Source organism: Bacteroidota bacterium, assembly GCA_034723125.1.
Classification (GTDB): Bacteria; Bacteroidota; Bacteroidia; order CAILMK01; family JAAYUY01; genus JAYEOP01.
Genome location: JAYEOP010000233.1, coordinates 1 through 3,209, shown reverse-complemented (window position 1 = coordinate 3,209; position 3,209 = coordinate 1). Strand labels below are relative to the sequence as shown.

The following is a 3,209-nucleotide window of genomic DNA, read 5'->3' as shown; positions in this document are numbered from 1 at the left end:
AAGCATCAAAAGGGGCGGTCCTGATAATTTCTTTTTCCATTAAATATTTCACCAAAGATGCATAAACCGATGATTTTAATTCGCCAATAGCTGAGAAAGATTTCCTGACCAATACATCCTGAACTTTTTGGATGAAATTAATCTCTTTAATATTTCTGTTTTCAACATCGGCAATAAATATGAGCCGTGTTTTATTATGTTTTGTGGCATGGTCAAATTCCCGTTCTGTAGGTGAAAATCCTTCAGCATCTTCAAACCCATAGCCTTTACCAAGAATTCCAAGATAGATATCACAGCGTTCAACTTCCTGTAAATAGTGCCTCTAAGAAAACTATCAAATTTTATGATTTCTAAGATTTTTGATGAGATTTTTATTTTTTGAGACGAGGCGATGCCTTAGCATCAGTGAGTTGAGAAAGATAAAAATATCGCAAAAGGATAGGAATCAAATTTTGCAGAGTTTTCTTAGAGACACTATCTACAATTTGTTGATTTTTTTAGACAGTTTGACGGGTTGGCTATATGCTACGTACCGTTTTAATATTTCAAATTTTTCTGCTTACAAATATATTTAATTAATAAGTAAAAACTTCATATTTACGACTAATTGCGGTATGCAGTATGACCATGTGTTGTGCTTTCGTGCTTTATTTACTTTCTATATTTTTCTTTATTTCTTTTAGTATTTTTTCAATTGTTCTATCCTCAAATCTTGAAGCCAAACCTGCTCCACAACAAAAATGGTCTGCTCTTATGAAGGCTGTTAAAAGTTTTAATAAAGTTATTGTATTTAGATTTTTGTATTTCCCTTTTTCAAAGATTTCTTTTCCAAGAGCCCATTTAGACCAAGCAAAAGGAATTATCAAATCAAGTTCTTCCATTATATCAAGAAAGTCATATACAATTTGAATAGCAAACTCTGGAGTAATGTTAAAACTATCTTGGTCATTTTTATCTTCAATCAATTCACCGCCAGTCGAAAATACTTGTGTGGATTCAATTATGGGAATCAGGGCAAATAATATACTCCATTCTTCTTTTGATAGTTTTTCTATGTGAGCAGATATATTTTCAATTTCCATTACACTTGATTCAAATATTATTTTTTTGCTTTTGGAATCGTTGTTCTTTTCATTTTTATTGTACCAACATTCAATAAATCCAAAAATTCTTCAGCCTTTGTTTTAATTTTTATGATAGCCTCAGAGTTTTTATCACTTTCCTTTAATGTCCAATATTTATTCTCGTTCCATGCAAATACTCTATTAACACCAGACCCATTTTGAGTAATAAACCCCCAGAACCATAAATCGTCCCATATCTCAATGTCATTCCCGTGGTAATAATGCTTTAATAGTTTATTGGTATTGATGAAATTCCAGTTTGTTTTTGAGTCTAACCGTTTGAAGATCGAAGTAATAACAGTATCTACTGGTAAATAAAATTGATCATTCTCATTTATTTTATTAGGAACGTCATTCCAAATTCTCAACTGTTTAGGATAAGCATTATTATGTAAATGAAAAATGCTTTTAGCAAATAGGGCAGAAGTCTTGTTGCCCCAACCAGGTTGACATCTTAAACTTTGAAAAAGACCATTGAAATTTTTTGAAGTAGTTGGTAATAAAATTCCTAAAAACCTGTCAAATGATTCTAATTGGTATCTGTGTTTATATATGTTTTTGTAAAAGTTTGCTAAATAGTCTATTCTGGGTTGGCTTTGAGTATTTGCAATGTGGTATAGTAGAGATATTATTTTATCAGGAATACTATCATATGGAAGAATGATTGATTTATAATATCTTTCTTGAAGTCTTTTATTATAGTTTCTGTTTTTTCGTAAAAAATCAAAAAGTTTTTCAAGTATTTCTTCCATTTTCATTCTTTTAGCGGAATTTTCTCAGCATGAAGCACAATGTTAAGTATATGGTTTTGTGGCGGTTTTGAAACACAAATCTTTCAATTTACACTAAAGTTTATTTATATCTAAAATGCTCATATTTAGCACTTAACCCGCCACAAACTACATACATTGTTAGGAGCTGGCATTCAGTTCTTTAATTAATTCTTCAACTAATTTTCTATAACCTTCTCTTAATTTAAAATTGTCTTTTGTCCAATGATTATCAGGATATTCATAAGAAATAATTTGTCTTAAATAATCCTTTTTTGCGTGTCCAAGTTGATTTGAGATTAATGCGATAAAATATCCTGCTTGGCTTTCGTCAGGTGCTTCTCCTGTTTTAACAAATTCCTTCTTTAATTGATTTCTTGTAATCTGCTTTTTTGTCAAAAGTGCTGGTAATAAAACGTTTTTTATTCTATTGGCAGAATAATTCGCTCTTTTAAAGTAGCCGTTCAATAATTCCGTTAATTTATCAATTTCATATTCTCCCGGTTCATTTGACATTTCAATTTTAAATTTCTTTTTGCTTGTTTTTTCCTTTGCAATTTCTTCTGGAATAGTTACTGTTCTTGAAAGCAATTCTGTTCCGTTTGAAGTTTTTACATAATTCAATACAATAGCATTTATACTCATATCGAAGTTAGTTGACAACCATTCAATCATCCTGTTTAATGGTTCTTCTATTGAAAACCCAACTAATAAAAGTCTTTGAGTTTGGTTGATAGTTAAATCGTCAATTTCAATATTTTCAAAATTCGCTGAGATATGTTCTTCCAAACTATTTCCTGTGAATGACATACAAATCTCACTTAATTTGTCAATGTCCCAAGTTGATAAATCCGAGGCATAGTCAATTGCTTGTGCTAAAACAAGTCTTGCTAATTTGTCTCTTTTTAGTTCTACAATCACAATATTTCCATTATTGTCAATTGCTAAGAAATCCAAGGGTCCTGATTTTGTATAAACTTGTTCTCCGATTATCAAAATATCAGTTCCGAGTATTTCGGGTTTTGTTTTAATCCATTTTTCCAAATGTTCAGTCTCTTTTCTGTTATTTTCAGCAAGAGTTGTTTGAATCGAATTAAGTTCTCCGTCTGTTATTTCCCAAGTTTTAATTTCTGTTGCCATATTTTATCTCTTGTATTTCGGGTTCCTTTGCTTGTGCCTAACGAGTGAATATAATGACCACTCATTATATTTCCATTATATATTTTGTTAAAAAAATCATAATTCAATATCATCCAATGGATTATCGTTCTTGTGCCTGTGCGTAGCACGCAGATAGGTCAAATCCCTTGTTGGT

General features: G+C 30.7%; 3 protein-coding genes and 1 pseudogene. All 4 read right to left on the bottom strand.

From position 1 onward, the window contains the following. Nucleotides 1-307, bottom strand: a pseudogene (locus tag U9R42_06555) (DUF4062 domain-containing protein). Between the two features lie 340 nt (nt 308-647). Continuing rightward, entirely contained in the window at nt 648-1,082 is a 435-nt protein-coding gene (locus U9R42_06550) for a DUF6508 domain-containing protein (GenBank protein ID MEA3495679.1), read from the bottom strand. 17 nt (nt 1,083-1,099) lie between these two features. After that, the gene (locus tag U9R42_06545) at nt 1,100-1,876 is read right to left on the bottom strand and encodes a hypothetical protein (GenBank protein MEA3495678.1); all 777 of its coding nucleotides are present in this window, start codon (nt 1,874-1,876) and stop codon (nt 1,100-1,102) included. Between the two features lie 159 nt (nt 1,877-2,035). Beyond that, complete coding sequence (locus U9R42_06540) at nt 2,036-3,034, bottom strand: hypothetical protein (protein MEA3495677.1); 999 nt, start codon at nt 3,032-3,034, stop codon at nt 2,036-2,038. Nucleotides 3,035-3,209 lie beyond the last annotated feature (175 nt).